Origin of the sequence: Rhodococcus sp. NCIMB 12038 (genome assembly GCF_002165735.1) — a bacterium.
Taxonomy (GTDB): domain Bacteria; phylum Actinomycetota; class Actinomycetes; order Mycobacteriales; family Mycobacteriaceae; genus Rhodococcus_F.
In genome coordinates this window covers 1-19,262 of sequence record NZ_NHML01000041.1, presented here as the reverse complement: position 1 = coordinate 19,262, position 19,262 = coordinate 1, and the positions used below count along the sequence as shown (strand labels likewise).

Annotated in this window: 17 protein-coding genes and 2 pseudogenes; 11 read left to right on the top strand and 8 right to left on the bottom strand. The window is 61.8% G+C overall.

The annotated features are described in order from the left end of the window. Nucleotide 1: 1 nt before the first annotated feature. The 6 genes from CA951_RS38250 to CA951_RS38225 all read right to left on the bottom strand — a co-directional run bounded on the left by CA951_RS38250 (nt 2) and on the right by CA951_RS38225 (nt 6,824). Nucleotides 2-1,480, bottom strand: coding sequence for a lipopolysaccharide biosynthesis protein (locus tag CA951_RS38250; RefSeq protein WP_256974257.1), 1,479 nt, complete (start codon nt 1,478-1,480; stop codon nt 2-4). Between the two features lie 101 nt (nt 1,481-1,581). Beyond that, nucleotides 1,582-2,001 (bottom strand): serine O-acetyltransferase, encoded by a 420-nt coding sequence (locus CA951_RS45280; protein ID WP_373415071.1) that lies wholly within the window; start codon nt 1,999-2,001, stop codon nt 1,582-1,584. A 167-nt stretch (nt 2,002-2,168) separates the two neighbouring features. Then, on the bottom strand, nt 2,169-3,164 hold the full coding sequence (locus tag CA951_RS38240) for an NAD-dependent epimerase/dehydratase family protein (RefSeq protein WP_087561849.1): 996 nt from the start codon (nt 3,162-3,164) through the stop codon (nt 2,169-2,171). Beyond that, nucleotides 3,164-4,045 (bottom strand): glycosyltransferase, encoded by an 882-nt coding sequence (locus CA951_RS38235; protein ID WP_179220477.1) that lies wholly within the window; start codon nt 4,043-4,045, stop codon nt 3,164-3,166. The genes CA951_RS38240 and CA951_RS38235 overlap by 1 nt, the downstream gene beginning before the upstream one ends. A gap of 361 nt (nt 4,046-4,406) precedes the next feature. Further along, complete coding sequence (locus tag CA951_RS38230; RefSeq protein WP_179220476.1) at nt 4,407-5,021, bottom strand: WecB/TagA/CpsF family glycosyltransferase; 615 nt, start codon at nt 5,019-5,021, stop codon at nt 4,407-4,409. Nucleotides 5,022-5,300: 279 nt separating this feature from the next. Beyond that, complete coding sequence (locus CA951_RS38225; RefSeq protein WP_087561820.1) at nt 5,301-6,824, bottom strand: sugar transferase; 1,524 nt, start codon at nt 6,822-6,824, stop codon at nt 5,301-5,303. 769 nt (nt 6,825-7,593) lie between these two features. Here CA951_RS38225 and CA951_RS38220 point away from each other — a divergent pair. Continuing rightward, entirely contained in the window at nt 7,594-8,097 is a 504-nt protein-coding gene (locus tag CA951_RS38220) for a hypothetical protein (protein WP_087561819.1), read from the top strand. Here CA951_RS38220 and CA951_RS38215 read toward each other — a convergent pair. Beyond that, nucleotides 8,081-8,479 (bottom strand): hypothetical protein, encoded by a 399-nt coding sequence (locus CA951_RS38215; RefSeq protein WP_087561818.1) that lies wholly within the window; start codon nt 8,477-8,479, stop codon nt 8,081-8,083. The two genes, CA951_RS38220 and CA951_RS38215, sit on opposite strands and share 17 nt — an antisense overlap. A gap of 359 nt (nt 8,480-8,838) precedes the next feature. On the opposite strand from CA951_RS38215, the gene CA951_RS38210 reads away from it, so the two are divergent. Together CA951_RS38210 and CA951_RS38205 are read left to right on the top strand one after the other, a co-directional pair. Next, on the top strand, nt 8,839-10,641 hold the full coding sequence (locus tag CA951_RS38210) for an MFS transporter (protein WP_087561817.1): 1,803 nt from the start codon (nt 8,839-8,841) through the stop codon (nt 10,639-10,641). A gap of 423 nt (nt 10,642-11,064) precedes the next feature. Continuing rightward, nucleotides 11,065-11,820 carry an SGNH/GDSL hydrolase family protein gene (locus tag CA951_RS38205; RefSeq protein ID WP_179220475.1) on the top strand — a complete coding sequence of 252 codons (756 nt, stop codon included), beginning with the start codon at nt 11,065-11,067 and terminating at the stop codon, nt 11,818-11,820. Between the two features lie 15 nt (nt 11,821-11,835). On the opposite strand, the gene CA951_RS38200 is transcribed toward CA951_RS38205, so the two are convergent. Then, nucleotides 11,836-12,333, bottom strand: coding sequence for a hypothetical protein (locus CA951_RS38200; protein ID WP_179220474.1), 498 nt, complete (start codon nt 12,331-12,333; stop codon nt 11,836-11,838). An 89-nt stretch (nt 12,334-12,422) separates the two neighbouring features. Here CA951_RS38200 and CA951_RS43100 point away from each other — a divergent pair. From CA951_RS43100 to CA951_RS38160, 8 genes and pseudogenes are all read left to right on the top strand, one after another. Then, nucleotides 12,423-12,791: pseudogene (locus CA951_RS43100) on the top strand (MFS transporter); the annotation flags it as partial. A gap of 46 nt (nt 12,792-12,837) precedes the next feature. Beyond that, nucleotides 12,838-13,269, top strand: a complete 432-nt coding sequence (locus CA951_RS38190) for a nitroreductase/quinone reductase family protein (protein WP_087561813.1) — start codon at nt 12,838-12,840, stop codon at nt 13,267-13,269. 125 nt (nt 13,270-13,394) lie between these two features. Further along, a complete protein-coding gene (locus tag CA951_RS38185) occupies nt 13,395-14,864 on the top strand; it encodes a family 43 glycosylhydrolase (protein ID WP_087561812.1) in 1,470 nt (489 codons plus the stop codon). A 184-nt stretch (nt 14,865-15,048) separates the two neighbouring features. Next, nucleotides 15,049-16,473: an FAD-binding oxidoreductase gene (locus CA951_RS38180; protein ID WP_087561811.1), complete on the top strand. Its 1,425-nt coding sequence runs from the start codon at nt 15,049-15,051 to the stop codon at nt 16,471-16,473. Beyond that, nucleotides 16,470-16,847 (top strand): cupin domain-containing protein, encoded by a 378-nt coding sequence (locus tag CA951_RS38175; protein WP_256974248.1) that lies wholly within the window; start codon nt 16,470-16,472, stop codon nt 16,845-16,847. Before CA951_RS38180 ends, CA951_RS38175 begins: the two co-directional genes overlap by 4 nt. A gap of 76 nt (nt 16,848-16,923) precedes the next feature. Beyond that, nucleotides 16,924-18,447, top strand: coding sequence for an APC family permease (locus tag CA951_RS38170; RefSeq protein ID WP_087561809.1), 1,524 nt, complete (start codon nt 16,924-16,926; stop codon nt 18,445-18,447). A gap of 140 nt (nt 18,448-18,587) precedes the next feature. Next, a complete protein-coding gene (locus CA951_RS38165) occupies nt 18,588-19,049 on the top strand; it encodes an Lrp/AsnC family transcriptional regulator (RefSeq protein ID WP_087561808.1) in 462 nt (153 codons plus the stop codon). Next, nucleotides 19,046-19,262: pseudogene (locus CA951_RS38160) on the top strand (aminotransferase class III-fold pyridoxal phosphate-dependent enzyme); the annotation flags it as partial. The gene CA951_RS38165 and the pseudogene CA951_RS38160, both read left to right, overlap by 4 nt.

Sequence of the window (19,262 nt, the reverse complement as noted above, 5' to 3'; positions counted from 1 at the left end):
ATCATGACTTTCTGACCTCGATCGTCTGGGGAGGAATCAAAAAATTGGGCGCGGAATCAATCGCGTCAGCAACACGTAAACTCGAAGATTTATGCGCGGATACGTCAGATCGCACCCCCCACCATCCGACGGCCGCGAGAGCAACAAGTGCGACCAACTCAAGACCCACGCCCGTATCAAATCTCCTAATCACGACCGACCCAAAGACTATGATCGAGTTGAGACTGAGAATTAGGACGGTCTTTCGCCTAATGAATCCAAAAAAGGACAACTCCCGTCGGTACTTCCAGCCCACCATCATCAGAACAACACCTGCTGTCGCCACAGATGTCCACGCTCCGCCCTCTAGCCCAATAATTGGAACAAGGACGAGGTTTCCGATGATGCTAAAACCTGCGCCAATAGTGGTGAATACCCAGATGCGACCCGTCTCACCGAGGCCGACACTCACGAAATCAACGACTACGAATTGAATACCATTCAAAACTACGGCGAAGCTCAAGATAACCGCTACCGAAGCGGCTCGTGAGTATTCGCTCGGGAAAAGTAGAACAACAACTGATGGTCCCACAACTCCCACAGCAGAAGAAATAAGCGAGATCAACCCGAGTTCTATTGCGAACACCCGCGCCAATGCCGCACGCTTTCCTTGCGATACGCAAGCAGCGTACTCGGGGAGAAAGTACCTACATATCTCAACTATTATTGACGACGCTGAGAACGAAATCTGAGATCCCAACGAATAGACACCGCCAGCAGCAACCCCCGCCTTCGCTGAAATAATTAGTCGGTCCGACAACGAGCCGATCCACTGGGCCAGTTTGCTCGGAACCATAGGCCCTCCCATCCTGATCCCCTTTGCTAGCAGGCGCGAGCTCAGGTGTCCTAGATTCATGTTTCGGCGTAGAATCGGAAACCCCAACACAGCGGCCACCGCGGCCGCGGCGACGTCGGCAATCGCCCAAGCCAAGAGACTATTGTCCATTGACAGAATGAGACATAGACGAACGGCAAGCTGCGAAAATACGAAGCCCAATTGAACCAGGGCAAATCGCAACGCCATCCGCTCAATCCTGTATAGCGCTACGGCTGGTACAAATCCGATGCAGTAGATTGCGATCGCCACTAATTCCGTCGCCAGTACATCGCTACCAATACCAAATATGCTCAGCCTGGAGAAAAATACTGCAACCGAAAAAAATGCCGAAACTGTGGATGTTAAGAACAGAGTTAGTATTGCGCTCGATCTCAGACCATGCACTCGCTCGCCACCGCTCAAGGTACCCGCGTCGTGATATAGAACAGTGTCTTGTCCGAAGCTGGCCAATACAGTACCCAGCATGAATCCGGTCACGAGAACCATGGCCTGCCCATATTGCGCCGGCGCCATCAAGGCCGTGAAGATGGGCAGAGTCAGAAGCGGGAGTGCCTTCTGCAGCAACGCGGGTAGAAGGAATTTGGCTACGCCGCCTCCAGGCATCGCCACTTCAAGCCCTCACTTCGCGGCCAGACAACCCGCCATTCGAGCGCCTGCCCGAAAACGCCACTCCCTGGCGTCCCGCGCGTGGCTTGAGGAATGGTTTATTCGACAAGGTCGGACATCTCCTTGATTATCCACGCCGGCATCGCAGACATAATCCCGCTCGATCCGATCTGTTTTGCTGGCGCGCCGGCTATAACTGCGTCGTTTCCGAAGCTAGTGTTTACAACCGAATTTGCGCCAACGACGCATCGATTTCCGATCACGATATCACCGTATGCAACCGCACCCGGTCCGAAGTAGACTCCGTCACCCAATACTGGCGCCGACCCGCGATTCTCACCGATGTTGACGCCAGAATGGATACGACAGAATCGCCCAGCCCGAACTTTGTCATTTACAATGACCGAACCATAGTGAGGGATTGAAAGGCCTGGTCCAAACACACCGGGCGGAATCGATATACCCGCTATGATTCCGACAAATTTAAGGTAGAACTGCCGTAGAATAGCCAATCGCATATAACGCATTGCTCGCATGAGTTCAACGTCGCGCATAATCCGCTGATAATAGAGCCCCGGATAAACGATCCGGTAGTGGGCGCGCCACCGAGTTACACGGTAGGCCCTCAGATCGGCGCCACGAAATGCACGCCACGATCTGACATCTACAATTGTTTCGTGAGTACTCAGATCCTGCATGCCGAAGCACCTTGACTCGAGGCGCCACTCATTCGGGAAGATAGCGACCTTGCCCATTCGTACTGAGCAGCGAGGCCCTCTTCGATTGACACCGTCGGCGCCCATTTCAATGACGCGCGAATTAGTTCGGTGCTGCCTCCCGTGCGATGGACATCTCCACTAACGCGCTCATGATACTCAATTTTGATCGGCTTTGAGTGTAACTCTTCAATGATGTTTAAGGTTTCATTCACGGATATGCTTCCACCTCCAGCAACATTAAACACAGCCCCAGGAGCAAGGCGTTCGCAGGTTGCGGCCCGGACATTCGCATCGACAACATCCGAAATGAAAGTAAAGTCTCGGATCTGTTCGCCATCGCCAAACACCGGTATTGGCGTAGATGCTAGCGCCGACGTAATAAATTTCGTGAAAGCCATATCAGGCCGCTGGCCTGGACCGTAAACAGTGAAATAGCGAAGTGACACTGTTGGCAGTGCGAAGTTTTGTGCGTAGAGGGTGCAGAGGTGCTCCGCGGCCAGTTTAGAGACTCCGTATGGGCTCATTGGACTAGGATTATGGGTTTCATCGGTCGGATACGTCAGCGCATTTCCGTAAATCGACGATGAAGATGCATAAACGAAACGTGACAGACTTCCCGCTCTCACAGATGCTTCGAGCAGGCGCTGCGTCGCTGCTATATTGGCATCAATATATTCCTGAAAATCGGACCCCCACGACTTGCGGACACCCGGTTGACCTGCTTGATGGAAAACGACGTCGACTGAATTATTGAGTATTGGCTCTAGGTCGACGCTGTTGAGGTCTGCTTCGATCAGTTTGAATCTATCGGTCGGAATGGAAGCGATATTCATCCATTTCAACTCGCTCGAATAATAGTCTGTGAATGAATCAATCCCGACAACATCCCAACCGTCCGCCACAAGCCGTCGAGCGAGAGAAGAACCAACAAACCCGGCCGCACCGGTTACAAGTGCTTTCATCATTTCTCCGTATCACTAACTCTTGAGGCGACGAGATCTCGATCTGCCGTCCGAACGATTTGGCCAACAACCTGCGGCGCACTGAACCTTGACACTTCCGACCGCGGATGTCTGGGGTCAATTCTTGTTGCATCAATTATTCGTCTGGATATTTCCTCTGGATCGCGACTTGTTGTGAATCCGGTCACGCCAGGCTTCACGAGTCCTCCAGTATCAGAACCTTGAGTTACTACAGCTGGTAAACCGGCTGCCATTGCTTCTACGAGGACGCGCGGAAAACCCTCGTACCCGGCGTGTGATGTCATCAGGAAAACATGCGAGCTTGCCATGGCGGCACTGAGATCTCGCGGTTCCATCCTTCCAACAATTTCGACGCGTTCTGAAACCGTTTCTGGGAGTTTCGCAACATCGGATTTCAACTCGTTCTCAAGCGATCCCCCGCCGATCATCCTTAAAGTCCAGCCCCGGCCTGGGTCCATTTCAATAAGACGCGCAAACGCGTTGAGCGCAAGCCGAGGATCTTTTGGAACCTCCATTCGTCCCACCCATATGATCGAATGGTCAATGCGTTGATGCTCGCCCGACAGTAGGAGATCTGGATCAAACCACGTGGGCGAGAATTTCGCTTGTGGGTTGAGTTTGTTCGCATGGTCTGCGTGCTCGGGATTGAATACAATCACGTCGGATGACGTTTTGATGAGATAGCTTTCGAGGGCGCTGTGCAGTCTTTGGCCGTACCGCCACAGCGAATCGGAGTTGCTGCCCGTGAGTCCCTTTTGCTGAGTGTGAACGAAATACGCGAGCAGTTTCGGGCGTAGAATAAACTTGATAGCGACGGCAACATCCATGCGGTGAACTTGAACGGTCTTGCTGCGTGGCATCCTCCGGATATTGCGGATCACTCCGACGATAAGTCGGAGCGAATGCGGCAGGATTCTATTCTGATTGGCAGGGTCTAACCTAGCCACGGGTAGGAACCAGACGGTGCGTTCGCCGATCTGGTGTTCCTCCCAATCTCCGCGAGCACTGTCCCTCGGTCGAATTCCTGTGTCGACGCCGACTACAGCAAGCGGTCCCGCACCCGGATAGTACTTGCAAATACCTCGGATACACGTATCTATGCCTCCGGGCGATGGTCGAGCGGCATCAAATTGATGGATTATCAGTCGCTCGACCGATTTCGGTTCATATCCGGGCATCGCTACTCATTCTTTGAAGTAATATCGGACATAATCAACGGGTTCAGCGTAATTTGTACATTTCTTGAGCAACAATTCGCAGGAAATATGGTGCCGAAAGAATGTATCTCAATGCAAGCTTCCTCGGCTCGCTGGAGAGTCTATGAAGCCATTCCAGACGGGTTTTGGCGTACCACTCGGGCGCTCGCTGAAGCGTCCCGGCCGCGAATTCAATCGCGGCACCAACGCACACGACAACTCCACGGTCCATCTCTTGGAAGAGCTCAATGCTGAGCTGCTCTTGTTTGGGGACCCCGAGCCCGACGAATACAATGTCCGAATCCGACTTCACGACACGTCTGATCAACGCGGTTCGCAACTCCACGTCTGTTAGTTCTCCAGGGGGCGCTTTCTCGACGACGCCGATCCTCAGTTGCGAGTTTTTCTGACATAGCCGCGTTGCGGCAAGCTCTGCCGAGTTGGCTCGTCCACCGACAAACGAAACTACCAATGGGAGTTCGCAAAGCTTCGTTAGGAGATCAGCGCCAGTAACGCGTTCTATCTCTTCGACGTCGCTGAGAAGGCGGAGGGCCTCAACCACAGGCCAGCCGTCTGGTGGAGAGAAGTTTGAGAGTTGGTAGGCTTGTGCTAGCGCGGGGTTGCCCTTCGCCTGCCACACGTGCGCGATATTTGGCGTAACGACAATGTGTGGGCGCCGTTCTTTCGTCATGCGGATTATTCGGTCAATCGATTGCGTGAATGTAACTGGCGTCGCGTGAACTAGACCCAATGAGATCCTTTGCATATCAGTCCCCCTTTCAGATGATAGTTTTGCGACCGCGGGAAGTGTCGTTACTACAGAGTGAATGAGTTTTCTTGGCCGTTCAGGCAAGGTTTTAGATTCATTGAGCGTGCTTGCTGCTCTGCAATTCGCTTGGGCGAACCTATCCGGGAGGGGTCAATACGCGCCATCGCTCGCAAACACGGCTCTTACCGTCTTGCCGATGATTAACAGATCCCCCATCATCGACCAGTTCTCGACATACGAGAGGTCCAGCCGCACAGTCTCTTCCCATGACAGGTCTGAGCGCCCGCTGACCTGCCAGAGCCCGGTAACTCCGGGCTTCACAAGCAACCGGCGCCGCACGGTGCCGTCGTAAGCCTCGACTTCTCGACGCAGCGGCGGCCTCGGGCCCACCACGCTCATCTCGCGGCGAAGGACGTTGATGAACTGGGGCAGTTCGTCGATGCTGAATTTGCGCATGAAGCGGCCGACCTTCGTAACCCGCGGGTCTTCACGCATCTTGAACAGCACGCCGGCGCCCTCGTTAGCCTTCATAAGAGAGGCCATCTGCTTGTCGGCGTCCACCACCATGCTGCGGAACTTGAGCATCGGGAACGGCCTGCCGTCCAGGCCCATCCGCTCCGACTTGTAGAAGACCGGCCCCTTGCTCGTCAGCTTGATCGCCAGTGCGACGAACAACAAAACCGGGCTGATCAGAATCAACGCGAGGGTTGCGAAGACGAAGTCGAAGGACAGCTTCGAGAACCTTTGCGCACCGTGGTACTGGGGCTTCTCCACATGGATCAGCGGAAGGCCTGCGACCGGGCGCATCGAGAGCCTGGGGCCCGACACATCCATCATCCCGGGGGCTACGACGAGGTCGACGTGATGCGGCTCGAGCGCCCACGCTAGGTCCCGCATTCCGTCGTGGCCCAGGTGCTCGGTCGCCGTAACTGCCACCGTGTCTGCCCGGCAAAACTCCAACGATTCCACGACGTCTTGCTCGTCTCCGAGAACGGGAATTTCTCGCCCCTTCACGGTGATCTTGTCGCCGTGCTTGCCGGTATGCCCCGGGATGCACACGCCGACAACGCGGTACCCATCAGCGGTGCCGCGCGCGAAGGATTCGGCGAGATTCCGTACCGCGCGTTCGCCACCAACGACCAAGACGGAGGTTTGAAACTCCCCGCGCGAACGCTTCCGCGCGACCAACTTGCGCCACACCCAGCGATTCACCATCAGGGCAGCCAGGCCCACCGGGAACGCGATGGCCAGGTAGAGACGTGCCAGGTCAAGCCGGAAAAGGAGTGCCAGGATCGCAATGAACCCGAATAGGCGCACCGTCGATACAAAGATCCGACGGTACTCATCGGGACCGCTGCCAATGACTCGAATGGTGCGGGTCCTGAAGATCACCAGCGTCACCAGCCACGCAATTACCAGCAAGGCCGAAACCAGTGTGTAGCTCAGGTTGTGGAGAGCTTCACCGGTAGTCAGAAGACCGCTGTCGCCGAAGCGAATCCACTGGGCCAACGCGACGGCGGCAATCACCACCAGGGTGTCGGACATCAACAGACGCCGGATATACGCCGCCTGCCACTCTCGACGACTCCCGAGTCGTCCTGTCTCCGAAGAGACCGTTGCCGCGCCCGGCGCGCCTGATGCAGGGCCGAGCGGAACATCGAATGCGGTCACCATTCGTGCCTTCCACCTGAGAACCAATAAGTCGGCTAGCGCTGCTGTCTTCCGACTGTTGGCGGTAGTTGATGACCGCCCCCCTGTATTGCTGCCGAGATGATGATCGCACCTTCAACCAACTTCGTTACGCATCGAGTGGCGAACGTCACAAGCGTGGGACATCAAGCGCGAGAACAGGTTCCCGTGCAGGTCACGGCTCTATATATCGAACGAATGACACGACTACATCATGGCGGACGATCAGACTAGGGCCAAAAGTCCTGGCGTGCCGAACAGAATTTCGGTATTTTGCACAACCCTACTCACGAGTCAGATCCCGGGCGAGACGGCGCTGTTCGCGCGCACCGCCCACTCCGTGAAGTCGCGTAGCGACCGCGACCGATCGGTGCGCAGCGGCAAACATAGACTGCTGGCCACACTCTGTCATTCGCATGAATGACATTGAGGCACTGAATGCGTGGGTGCCGTAGCGACCGCTCTACGATCGGCACCGAGCCACCACAGCCACAGAAGAGAATGCGCACATGGATAGAGACAGCTTTTGGAATACTCATTGGGGAATGCTCTTCTCCTTCGGCTCGGAATTGATGCACGCTCTCAATTTCGGCAGCGTCAACTAGGAACGAAGAAATGCCCGCCCTCCGAATTGGCGGGCGGGCATCGCGCGAAGCGGTGAAGTTTCATTCGATATTGCCGCGTGTAGGCCATTTCTTCGCTCGGTGCTTGATTCCCCCGATAGACCACCCACCTCAGTGGCACGATTGACGCCGTGACCATTGGCCAACTCGACAATGCACCCCATCGCAGTCGCCTGCGCCGTCTGCGTGCGGCGTGGCGGAGGAAGCTCGATCCGAGTGAGCAATCGGCGGTCGTGTCGTGGGCGGCGTTCACGGCGACGTTTGCCGGGGTGCGGGCGTTGACCCACTGGATCAGGCGCGGGCACGGGCCAGCGGGTGGTGGGATGAGTCTCCACGGCCGCCATTTTCACCATTACAACCTGGGGATCGCGGCGCTGGCTGCCGTCGGGACGGTGGCGGTGCGGGGCTCGGAGAAACAGCGCCGCCATCCGACGGTCCCGATCTCGTACGGCGTCGGCACCGCACTCATCGTCGACGAACTGGCACTACTGCTCGACCTCGAGGACGTCTACTGGGCGAAGGAGGGGCGGACGAGCGTCGACGCCGCGGTGGTCATCATCGGCCTCGGCGGACTGATGACTGCGGGGTTCGAGTTCTGGCCCGCCGCCCAGCGGGCGCTCACGGAGCCGATGTAGACGGCCGCACACTGGACAACCGGGCGGTCCCCCACGGCTCGATGTCGTAGACGGGGATGCAGTCCAGACCGCGGGCGCGCACGCGCTGCACGACCGCCGCGTCCGCCGACGGGCACGTGCCCTCGGCAACGGCCTCGGTGACGATCGCGCACACCACGTCGCCGCGGAATTCGCGCACGGGTTTCAGTCCCTGCTCCACCGTCCAGTGCCGCACGGCGGCCCAGTGCGTCACCTCGGTGACGGTGGACGGGTTGCCGATGAACAGCACACTCCGCGTCGCGTTCCGTCCGCCCGGTGCAGGCGATGCCTGCATCTGAATCTCCGCCTCGGTGCACCACTCGGATGCCAGTTCGGCCAGGGTCGTGCTCGCAATCGTCGACATCTTCCTCATCCTGTTGCCGGCCCCCTGATGCACATCATCTTGTCGCGGATCAGGCCCCACGACTGTCCCCCGATCGGGCCGAGAATCGGATGATTCTGCTGTCCCCCGATCGGCCCACGGTGACGTCACAGCGCCTGGGGCTGCGGGGTGGGTCGAGACGTCGTATCATCCAAAGTTGATCCACGTTGCCCAGCGGAACCGATTGAGCGACATCGACATAACGGACAAACCGGGCATCTCCGATCGAGGGACGCCGCGGTCAGTCGAATGTCATCCACAAGAACGCACACGACAACAGAACACTTTGCCTTCCGATTACTTACTTTTGAAAACTATGAAAGCCCGAGAGGTGAAATTCCTTGGTCTCGCAGACGCAGGAACCTGCCGTCCCGAACGATGAACGCGCCACGACGCTCGACGAACTCGGCCCGCACTACAAGTGGATTGCGTTGTCGAACACCACCCTCGGCATGCTGGTGGCCACGATCAACTCGTCGATCGTGCTGATCGCGCTCCCCGATATCTTCAAGGGCATTCACCTCAACCCGCTCGAGCCCGGCAACACGAGCTACCTGCTGTGGATGATGATGGGCTTCCTCGTGGTGACGGCCGTGCTCGTGGTCAGCTTCGGACGCCTCGGCGACATGTTCGGTCGCGCCCGGATGTACAACATGGGCTTCGCCGTCTTCACGATCGCCTCGATCTTCCTGGCCGTGACGTGGTTCGACGGGTCCGAGGCCGCACTGTGGCTCATCGGGTGGCGCGTCGTCCAGGGCGTGGGCGGGGCCTTCCTGATGGCGAACTCGTCGGCAATCCTCACCGACGCCTTCCCCGCCGATCAGCGTGGGCTCGCGCTCGGCATCAACGGTGTCGCCGCGATCTCCGGATCATTCCTCGGACTGCTCATCGGCGGCATTCTCGCGCCGATCCACTGGAATCTGATCTTCCTCGTCTCCGTCCCGTTCGGTCTGGTCGGCACGATCTGGGCGTACCTGAAACTCCGCGACACCGGCGTGCGCCGGCACGCCGACATCGACTGGTGGGGAAACATCACGTTCGCCGTCGGACTGATCGCCGTCCTCGTCGGCATCACCTACGGCATCCAGCCGTACGGGGCCTCGTCGATGGGCTGGACCAGTCCGCTGGTGCTCTGGTGCCTCATCGGCGGCGGTGCCGTGCTCGCCGCCTTCTGCGTCATCGAGACCAGGGTCGTCAATCCCCTCTTCAATCTGCACCTGTTCCAAATCAAGTCGTTCACCTGGGGCAACATCGCCAACCTGGTCGCGTCGCTCGGCCGCGGCGGGCTGCAGTTCATCCTGATCATCTGGCTCCAGGGCATCTGGCTGCCGCAGCACGGCTACGACTACAGCCGCACTCCGCTATGGGCGGGCATCTACATGCTGCCGATGACCATCGGGTTCCTGATGTCGGCACCCGTGTCCGGGGTCATCTCCGACAGGTTCGGCACCAAGTGGTTCACCAGCGTCGGCATGTTCATCACCGCGGGAACCTTCGGATTGCTGATCGCGCTGCCGGTCGACTTCGAGTACTGGGCATTCGCTGCGATTCTGTTGATCAACGGCATCGGAATGGGCATGTTCTCCGCGCCGAACCGGGCCGAGGTGATGAACAGCCTTCCCTCCGACGCACGCGGCGTCGGCGCCGGCATGATGACGACCTTCCAGAATGCGGCGATGGTGCTGTCGATCGGGTTCTTCTTCAGTCTGATGATCGCCGGACTCAGCTCCAACCTTCCGTCGGCGATGAGCGACGGACTGATGGCGAACGGGGTGCCCGCGGCGCAGGCCACCCAGATCGCGAACCTGCCCGCCGTTGCCGTCCTGTTCGCGGCGTTCCTCGGCGTCAACCCGATCCAGGAACTGCTCGGCCCGAACCTGTCCGCACTCAGCGAGCAGCAGCAGGCGCACCTGACCGGCCTGGACTTCTTCCCTCAATTGATCTCGGGGCCGTTCGCCGACGGCCTGGCCATGGCGTTCGCGTTCGCGATCGTCGCGTGCGTGATCGGGGGCATCGCCTCGCTGCTCACCGGCCCGCAGAAGAAGGCCACACCCGACGAGCCGCACGAGTCGGTCGGCGCGGAACTCGCCGGAATCGCCGGCGAGGCCGGCATCGGCCCGAGCGAACTCGTCCACGACCGGTAGTAACTCGTCGTCAGCAGCCGCATGAAGCTGCGCACGGACGCCGACCCAGAAGACTGGTAACTACTGAACGCACCAATGCCCCGCCCCCGTGGTGGACGACGCGGCGATATGAGCAATTCTGTGCGGCGTTACGACCACCGTCGCTTCCGGGGAGATTGGTTCCTCGCCCATTCCTCGCCGCACGCCGTGCACGCGTCGTCTTCGGTATCCGCGCCCAGGTTGTACTCCTGCCGGATCTCGGGGTGGTCGCACGGCAGTGAGCCCGCATCCTCCCAACGCTTGCGGATCTTTTCAACTTCACTCGACTGGATTGCCATTCCGCTAAGAAACAGCATCTCAAGCTTCGGGGCAACAAATTCGGGACCATGTCATTCGATCGATCTAGTCGCGCAGGGCAGAAGGGCGTGGGAGACAATGCTTGGCATGTCGAAGAAGTGGTCGCGGACCGTCGAGAAGCGTGACCCCAAGACCATCGTCTTCTGGGCATTCATGGCGGTCGCGATCGTTGTGGGCGTCGGAATGTATTGGGCCACGTCGGCGCGAACCTCGGAGGCCGACGTCGACTACGTCTCGACCTACACACCCGCGCCGGCTCCCACCCTGCCCGCGACTCCCGTCGTCAAGCGTGCCCCGAACCTGCTCTTCTACGGCGACACGCTCACCGTGGGATCTTTCACCAACGATGACGCGGGAACATTCCGGGGTCGGATCGTGGCCGCGGCGACCGAGTCTGGACCGGCCACCCCGATCGTGATGGCCAAGAGCGGCATCCGTACAGGGTCGTTCGCGAGTATGTACCCAGATGCGCCCGGTGGTATTGACCTGGCGGTCGTGGAGCTGGGCACGAACGACGTCAACAACACCCCTCCCGAGGCATTCCGCGGCGCGTACTCCCGCGTGGTCACGAGCGTGCGTACGGCGAACCCCAGCGCCGGTCTGATTTGCGCCGGCGCTTGGGGGGCCGAGGTGAACACGACTCCGTACGATGACGCGATTCGGCAGGTGTGCCGGGATGCGGGCGGAACGTATGTCCCGCTCTATAGCCTGTACATCAACGCTAGCCTGCGTGGACCCGAGGGAGCGCAGATCGGCGGCCAGATCGCAGACAACTTCCACCCGAACGACCTCGGTCACGAGGCCATCGCGAATGCGCTGCTCGGGAACATCACCTTCGAGTAGGAACTACAGCGAGGATTAACTTGGCAGGTCGGGCATCTTGACCTTGAAGCAGCCACCCGGACGCGGTGCGGCCGGACCGAATCGTCCCGACGATGTTGCCTTGCGAGGTGTGGACACGTGGACGAGAGACTCGAACGCCACAAGGCGGGAGTCATCCCAGACCTTCCGAATTCGCTCGCCGCTCGGGTGCACGATCGCCAGGTACCGGCCCATCAATGTGTTGTTCGAGACGCCGCTGAACAGCACCGGATCGTCCGGGATATCGGCGGCCCGGTACGCGCCGATCTGCAGGTGCTGCCCTACCCCAGTGCTGTTCGGGCCAGTCACGAGGATGTTCTCGAGCTTTCCCGGTACGCCCCGATTGCCACGTCGTGAGAAGTGCACGCCGGTCGGGTAACCATCCGCTCCGAAGCACACGCCCTCGGAAGCCGGGACGATGCCCACGACCTGGAAGCGACCGGACCTACCGTAGTGGAAGGTCTTCCAGGTGATCGGCCCGAAGTTGATGACCACGTTGGACGAGCTCGCGGGTGGTGGCGGCCGACAGAACCACGTTGCGGTAGTCCGTCAGAGGGGCGATCCTCGTTCCGCCGGAGATGCCCGCGGCGCAGGCCACCCAGATCGCGAACCTGCCCGCCGTCGCCGTCCTGTTCGCGGCGTTCCTCGGCGTCAACCCGATTCAGGAATTGCTCGGACCGAACCTGTCCGCACTCAGCGAGCAGCAGCAGGCGCACCTGACCGGCCTGGACTTCTTCCCGCAGCTGATCTCGGGACCGTTCGCCGACGGCCTGGCCATGGCATTCGCCTTCGCGATTGTCGCCTGCGTGATCGGCGGAATCGCCTCGCTGCTCACCGGCCCGCAGAAGAAGGCCACACCCGACGAGCCGCACGAGTCGGTCGACGCGGAACTCGCCGGAATCGCCGGCGAGGCCGGCATCGGCCCGAGCGAACTCGTCCACGAACGGCAGTAACTCGCCGGCAGCGGTGCATGGCCGCCGACCCGTTACGCTGAATTGCATGCCTTCCGACCGCGCGCTCAAGTTCATGAATGCCGCACACCGCGTCCTCCTGCGCGTCACGGGCGGGCGAGTCGGGCGGAGTTTCGGCAAGATGCCGGCGGTGGAGTTGACGACCGTCGGCCGCAAGTCCGGGAAGGTGCACACCGTCATGCTCACCGTGCCGGTGACGGAGGGCGACACCCGCGTCGTGGTGGCCTCACGCGGCGGCGACGACCGCCATCCCGCGTGGTTCCTGAATCTGCAGGCCAATCCGGTGGTCCAACTCTCGGTCCAGGGGCAGCCCGCACAGTCGATGCACGCCCGCGTGGCTAACCCCGAGGAGCGGGCCCGTCTGTGGCCGCAGGTGACCGCCGCCTACAAGGGCTATGCCGGGTATCAAAAGCGCACGGATCGCGAGATCCCTCTGGTTCTGCTCGAACCCACAGCCTGACACCGGGCACCGCCGGCAGAACACGGTTCGGTTGCAGTCCGGCGCAGTGAGCCGGATCCGCCCTTAACCTCGACCTCACCCTTATAGATTTGCGCATTCCGGGCAGGCGAGGTTTGGGGAGCGACGTGGACACTGACGATGCTGCGCTGCACAAATCCGGGCTGCACAGATCCGGGTTCCACAGGTCCCGCACCCGACACTTGCCGCGGCGCGGGTGGATCACCGCCGCCCTGACGCTGCTCGTCCTCATGCTTGCGCCGGCACCGTCGGCGAGTGCCGAAGCCATCGTGCAACCGGTGGCCGCCGACCCGAGCGTCCTCCGCGCCTCCGACGGCATGTTCTACATGTACACAACCGCCGACGACTGGGGCGACGGCCAGGGCATGCACAACATGTCGATCTTCAAGTCCGCCGACCTCATGGACTGGATGTACCTCGGCGACGTCTTCCCCGACCGGCCCGCATGGCACCCGGACGGCAAGCTGGCGTGGGCACCGAACGTCCTCGAAACCGACGGCCACTACAGCCTGTACTACTCGCTCTACGACGAGGCGAATCCCTGCATCGGTCTCGCCACCGCCGACAGCCCCACCGGACCGTGGAACGACCTCGGCCGGCCCGTCTTCTGCGCCCACGACGTCGGCGTCGGCGGCACCATCGACCCGTTCGTGTGGGACGACGGCACGACGAAGACGATGTTCGTCGGCAACTTCCAGGGCGTCCACGCCATCCCGCTCAGCGCGGACGGCACCGCGGCGGCCGGCGAACCCGTACGCGTCGCCGACGAACGCTTCGAAGGCCCCTACGTCGAATTCCACGACGGCTACTACTACCTGTTCCTCTCGGCGGGCAACTGCTGCAACGGCGCCGACACCGCCTACCGCGTCCTCGTCGGCCGGTCCGAATCGCTCACCGGGCCGTACCTCGACCGGAAAGGGCAGGACCTCAACGACGGTGGCGGCGCCCTCATCCTCGCCGGCAGCGAACCGTGGGCCGGACCGGGCCACAACACGGTGGTCTCCGACGACGCAGGCGCGGATTGGATCGTGTACCACGCCATTCCGCGCGACAACCGGGATCTGCCCAGCGGGGCCCGGCGCCGCGAAGGGATGATCGACCGGATCGTCTGGGCGAACGGCTGGCCCGAGGTCGGCGACGGTTCGCCCGCGTCGACGGGGCCGGCGAACCCCGACACGGATCTGCCGGTGCGGGTCACGCTGCGCGCCGACTCCGACACGACGCTGCCCGGAGACGGCGGGACCGTCGACGCCACCATGCTCGTCGAGGCACCCGACGATCGCCCCTACGCCGGCCAGGTGTGGGTGAGCGCCGTGTCGCCCGACAACCGGACCAGCGACCCGTTCTTCGGGCCGATCGACGTCGACCTTCAACCCGGCGAGGTCCTCGAGGAGGCCATCACGTACACGGTCCCGGGTGATGCGGTCGCGGGAACCTACTATGCCTACGCGTTCGCCGGCAGCTACCCCGACGAGACCGTCGAATTCGGCACGATCCACGCCGTCAAGACCGGAGACGAGGCGAGGATCAGCCCGGTCCGCTCGGTGTCGCTGCACCTCGGCAAGCTCGCGCGCTGACGGCGAGCGGTTCGGCTCCAGCCGATCCAGACAACCGATTCGGTTTCCAAAACCGAGATGCACAACGAAATCGGTAACAAATTTCGTCACTGGCTATTGAAATAGTGGCTCCGCCGCGTCAGGATGGGACACGGTGACGTGCCTCACACGTCACCTTCGGTCAGTCCATCGACAAAGGTGCTACATGCAGCAGACAGTGTTCGAGAAGCAACAACCGAACGCCACGGTTGTCGACCATGCGCTCCGGCGCACCCGGTTGGCACCGTTCTGGATCGAGGACGTCGCCGACACCCCCACCTACCCGGCCGCCACGGCCGACGCCGCATACGACCTGGTGGTCGTCGGCGGCGGCTACACCGGACTCTGGAGCGCTCTCCTCGCGAAACAACGCCACCCCGAACTGTCCGTCGCCCTCGTGGAGGGCGAGACGATCGGGTGGGCCGCATCCGGCCGCAACGGCGGATTCGTCGAGGCCAGCCTGACCCACGGCAGCGAGAACGGCCGCCGACGCTGGCCGGAGGAGATCGACACCCTCGAATCGCTCGGGCTCGCGAACCTCGACGCGATCGAGAAGACGGTCCACACGCTCGGCCTGGACTGCGATTTCGAACGGAACGGCGCCATCTCGGTCGCCGTCGCCGACTACCAGGCCGAGGAAGCGCTCGGCACCCCGCCGAGCGCCACGACCGTGGTGCTGGACGGGCCCGCGATGCGCGCGCAGGTGAACTCGCCGACGTATCTGGCCGGGGTGTGGGACAAGACGTCCACCGCGCTGGTGCATCCGGCGAAGCTCGCCGCCGAACTCGGCCGGGTCTGCGCGGAGCACGGCGTCGACATCCACGAACACACCAAGGTTCTCGACCTCGTCCGCTCCCGCTCGTCGTCCCGAGTCGGCGTCCGGACGGCGCGCGCGACCCTGTCGGCGGACCGAGTAATCCTGGCAACCAACGCCTTTCCGTCCCTGCTGAAGCGGTACCGGCTGCACACGGTTCCGGTGTACGACTACGTCCTCATGACCGAGCCGCTGTCCGACGCCCAGCTGTCGGACGTGGGATGGTCTGCCCGACAGGGCATCGCCGACATGTCCAACCAGTTCCACTACTACCGGCTCACCCGGGACAACAGGATCCTCTGGGGCGGCTACGACGCCATCTACCACTTCGGGCGCGGCTTGAACCACGACCTCGAAGACCGTCCCGAGTCCCACAGAAGGCTCGCGCGGCACTTCTTCACGACGTTCCCCCAGCTCGAGGGTCTCGAGTTCACCCACCGGTGGGGCGGCGTCATCGACACGTCGACGCGCTTCTGCTCGTTCTTCGGTTCCGCGGCGAAGGGGCGGATCGCCTACGCCGCCGGGTTCACCGGTCTCGGCGTCGGCGCCTCTCGGTTCGCGGCGAACGTCATGCTCGACAAGATCGCCGGCGAGAAGACGGCCCTGACCGAGTTGGCCCTGGTGAGGGACATGCCCCTCCCCTTCCCTCCGGAGCCGCTGGCGGCAGCAGGCATCAACGCCACCCGATGGTCGCTCGACCGCGCCGACCACAACGAAGGCCGACGGAACGTCTTCCTCAAGGCCCTCGACGCCGTCGGCCTGGGATTCGATTCGTGACCGCCGTCCACACCGACGAGTCCTGGCTTTCCGGACCGCACACCGCGGCTCGGACCGCCGATCTCACCTACCACCGCCTGCCCGACGACCAGGTGGTCGGCGAGGGAGCGCCGATGGTCGGCGAACGCGTGCTCGGCGACTTCGCCGACATCACCGTCGGCGTGTGGGAAATCGAGCCCAGCGTCTCGTGCGACGTCGAGATCGACGAGGTGTTCGTGGTGCTCAGCGGCGACGCGACCGTGCAGTTCGAGGACGGCACCCCGGATCTCGACCTCGGTCCCGGAAGTGTCGTTCGCGTGCGGGCCGGTCAGAAGACCCGGTGGGTCGTGCGCGACACGCTACGGAAGGTATACCTCGCCGCGCCGATCCCCTAGACACGAAAACCACTGCACCCCTTAACCACACCTGCCCGGGCACTGAAGCCCACAGCCACACCTCGAGGGAGTATGAATGAGCATTGCCGAGCCTCCACCCTTGAAGACCCAGACTCCCGATCCGCTCAGCCCCGCGAAGGGGCTCAACAGCGGCGCACTGGGATTGATCGGCAACACGGTGATCGGGCTGTCCTCCGTCGCACCGGCCTACAGTCTCGCCGCGACGCTGGGATACGTCGTGCTCGCGGTCGGTGAGAAGGCACCGTCGATGTTCCTCGTCGCCTTCATTCCGATGCTGCTCACGGCGTTCGCCTACCGCGAGCTGAATCGGGACACCCCGGACTGCGGCACCTCGTTCACCTGGGGCACCAAGGCGTTCGGTCCGTGGGTCGGCTGGATGGCGGGGTGGGGGCTCGCCGTGTCCGCGATCATCGTCCTCGCCAACACCGCGGAGATCGCCGCGATCTACCTGTTCGAGGTGCTCGGGTTGCACGCGGCGGCCGAGTCGCTCGCCGCGAAGGTGCTGCTGGGGTGCTTCTTCATCGCGGCCATGACCTACGTCAGTTTCCGCGGCATTCTTATCAGCGAACGGCTGCAGAACGTCCTGATCGCCGTACAGTTCGCCGTCCTCATCGGCGTCAGCGTCCTCGCATTGGCGAAGGTGTTCGGCGGCACCGCCGGCCCGCAGGCGGTCACCCCGCAACTCGACTGGATCATCCCCACCGGCATCTCGATGTCGAGTGCCGCGCAGGCGATCATCCTGTGCATCTTCATCTACTGGGGGTGGGACGCCTGCCTCGCCGTGGGTGAGGAGACGAAGGATTCCGAGCGGACGCCGGGCCGCGCCGCGGTGCTGACGACGGTCATCCTCGTGGCCACGTACGTGCTGGTCGGATACGCGGTCCAGTCGTTCGCCGGGTTCGGCGACACCGGGATCGGGCTGAACAACCCCGAGAATGTCGACGACGTGCTGACCACCCTGGGCGGGCCGGTCGCGGGGCCGGTGGCCGCGTCGTTGCTGCTGCTGACGGTGTCGATCTCCGCGCTCTCCTCCACCCAGACCACCATCCTGCCGACGGCGCGCGGAACGCTGTCGATGGCGGTCTACGAAGCGCTGCCGAAACGGTTCGCGTCCGTGCACCCCCGATACATGACACCCGGCTTCGGAACCCTCGTCATGGGGGCGGCGGCGCTGCTGTTCTACCTGGTGCTGTCGTTCGCCAGTTCCAACGCGTTGCAGGATTCGGTGGCCTCGCTCGGGCTCGCGGTGGCCTTCTACTACGGCATTACCGCCTACGCCTGCGTCTGGTACTTCCGGCGGACCCTGTTCGACTCGGCCCGGAATCTGTTCATGCGCGGCATCTTCCCGTTGCTCGGCGCGCTCTGCATGACGTGGGCCTTCGTTCAGAGTGCCGTCGACATGCTGCGCCCCGACTACGGATTCACCGCGTTCGGCCCGTTCGGTGGTGTGTTCGTTCTCGGCGTCGGCATGCTGGTCGTCGGAATCCCCCTCATGTTGGTGTGTTTCGCCACCGGTTCCAAGAACTTCTTCCGCGGACGCACCCTCACCGCCGACACGGAAGTGAAGGTGCCCGAGTGACGAGCGCCGAAGCCACCGGGAAGAGGCGATAGTTTCCGACAATGTCCGAGCCGATTGTCTTCGACACAGAGAGCACCGATTGTCTTCGACAAAGTGAGCACCGATTGTCTTCGACACAGTGAGCAAGGGAGGATTCGACCATGTCTGAGCAGCCCCCGTCTCTCGATCCCGTGTCCAAGCAGATCATCGAGCAACTTCAAGAGGATGGACGACGGTCGTACGCCGCCATCGGCAAGGTCGTCGGATTGTCGGAAGCGGCTGTACGCCAACGCGTGCAGAAGCTGATCGACACCGGCGTCACCCAGATCGTCGCGGTCACCGACCCCGTGCAGGTGGGATTCTCACGCCAGGCCATGGTCGGGATCCGCTGCTCGGGAGACGTCACCGAGATCGCCGCCCGGCTCGCCGACGTCGACGCCATCGACTACGTCGTGCTGACGGCAGGCGCCTACGACATCCTGGCCGAGATCGTGTGCGAGAACGACGACCACCTCCTGACCGTGCTCAACAAAGAGATTCGCACCATTCCCGGCGTGCTCGGCACCGAGACGATGGTGTACCTGAAACTTGTCAAGCAGCAATATGATTGGGGAACCCGATGACTACGGAAACCACCTCCTCGCGCACTACAGCAGACCTCGAAGCGACCGCCCGCCGCCACCTGTGGGGGCATTTCTCCCGGCACGGGGACAACATCACCCCGCCGATCATCACCCGCGGCGACGGCGCCCGCATCTTCGACTCCACCGGCAAGAGTTACCTCGACGGACTGTCCGGGCTGTTCGTCGTCCAGGCCGGGCACGGCCGCCTAGAGC

Bases quoted from the DNA above. Each gene is read 5' to 3' on its own strand.
- CA951_RS38215 (WP_087561818.1), bottom strand. From the start codon at position 8,479: ATGTCGACGATTGCGAGCACGACCCTGGCCGAACTGGCATCCGAGTGG.
- CA951_RS38190 (WP_087561813.1), top strand. From the start codon at position 12,838: ATGCCTTCCGACCGCGCGCTCAAGTTCATGAATGCCGCACACCGCGTC.
- CA951_RS38170 (WP_087561809.1), top strand. From the start codon at position 16,924: ATGAGCATTGCCGAGCCTCCACCCTTGAAGACCCAGACTCCCGATCCG.
- CA951_RS38250 (WP_256974257.1), bottom strand. From the start codon at position 1,480: ATGCCTGGAGGCGGCGTAGCCAAATTCCTTCTACCCGCGTTGCTGCAG.
- CA951_RS38165 (WP_087561808.1), top strand. From the start codon at position 18,588: ATGTCTGAGCAGCCCCCGTCTCTCGATCCCGTGTCCAAGCAGATCATC.
- CA951_RS38225 (WP_087561820.1), bottom strand. From the start codon at position 6,824: ATGGTGACCGCATTCGATGTTCCGCTCGGCCCTGCATCAGGCGCGCCG.
- CA951_RS38205 (WP_179220475.1), top strand. From the start codon at position 11,065: ATGTCGAAGAAGTGGTCGCGGACCGTCGAGAAGCGTGACCCCAAGACC.
- CA951_RS38180 (WP_087561811.1), top strand. From the start codon at position 15,049: ATGCAGCAGACAGTGTTCGAGAAGCAACAACCGAACGCCACGGTTGTC.
- CA951_RS45280 (WP_373415071.1), bottom strand. From the start codon at position 2,001: ATGCGATTGGCTATTCTACGGCAGTTCTACCTTAAATTTGTCGGAATC.
- CA951_RS38235 (WP_179220477.1), bottom strand. From the start codon at position 4,045: ATGCCACGCAGCAAGACCGTTCAAGTTCACCGCATGGATGTTGCCGTC.
- CA951_RS38240 (WP_087561849.1), bottom strand. From the start codon at position 3,164: ATGAAAGCACTTGTAACCGGTGCGGCCGGGTTTGTTGGTTCTTCTCTC.